This window comes from Streptomyces hazeniae (assembly GCF_031845485.1).
Classification (GTDB): domain Bacteria; phylum Actinomycetota; class Actinomycetes; order Streptomycetales; family Streptomycetaceae; genus Streptomyces; species Streptomyces hazeniae.
In genome coordinates this window covers 1-466 of record NZ_JAVREQ010000155.1, presented here as the reverse complement: position 1 = coordinate 466, position 466 = coordinate 1, and the positions used below count along the sequence as shown (strand labels likewise).

1 protein-coding gene is annotated in these 466 nt (G+C 66.1%); it reads left to right on the top strand.

Annotated elements, in window-relative coordinates:
* Positions 1 to 466, top strand: a 466-nt coding sequence (locus tag RM572_RS29075) for a PASTA domain-containing protein (protein WP_311676349.1), incomplete at both ends; no start/stop codon positions are given.

Here is a 466-nt window from a genome sequence, read left to right as displayed (position 1 = left end):
TGAGTGGTCAGCGTTCGGCCGACGCCGTCGCCGCGCTGCAGAACCGGGGCTTCAAGACGCGCACCGAGGGCAAAGAAGACAACAAGGTTCCGCCGGAGATCGTGATCGGCACCGATCCGGCGGCCAACAGCATGGTGGCGGCCGGCGACGAGATCACCGTGAACGTCTCCCGGGGACCGGAACAGAAACTCATCCCCGACGTCGCGGGCCTGACGCCTTCCCAGGCCAGGCAGAAGCTCAAGGACGCCGGGTTCGAGAAGGTCAAGGAGTCCACGAGCCCGTCGACGCCCGAGCAGCCGGGCCGGGTGCTGGCCACCAACCCGCCGGCCAATCAGACCGCGGGGATCATCTACGAGGTCACGATCGTGGTGGGTTCGGGTCCGGAAGACACCGTGGTGCCGGATTGCAAGGGCCAGAGCGCCGATGTGTGTAAGCAGATCCTCACCGCGTCGGGATTCACCAATAC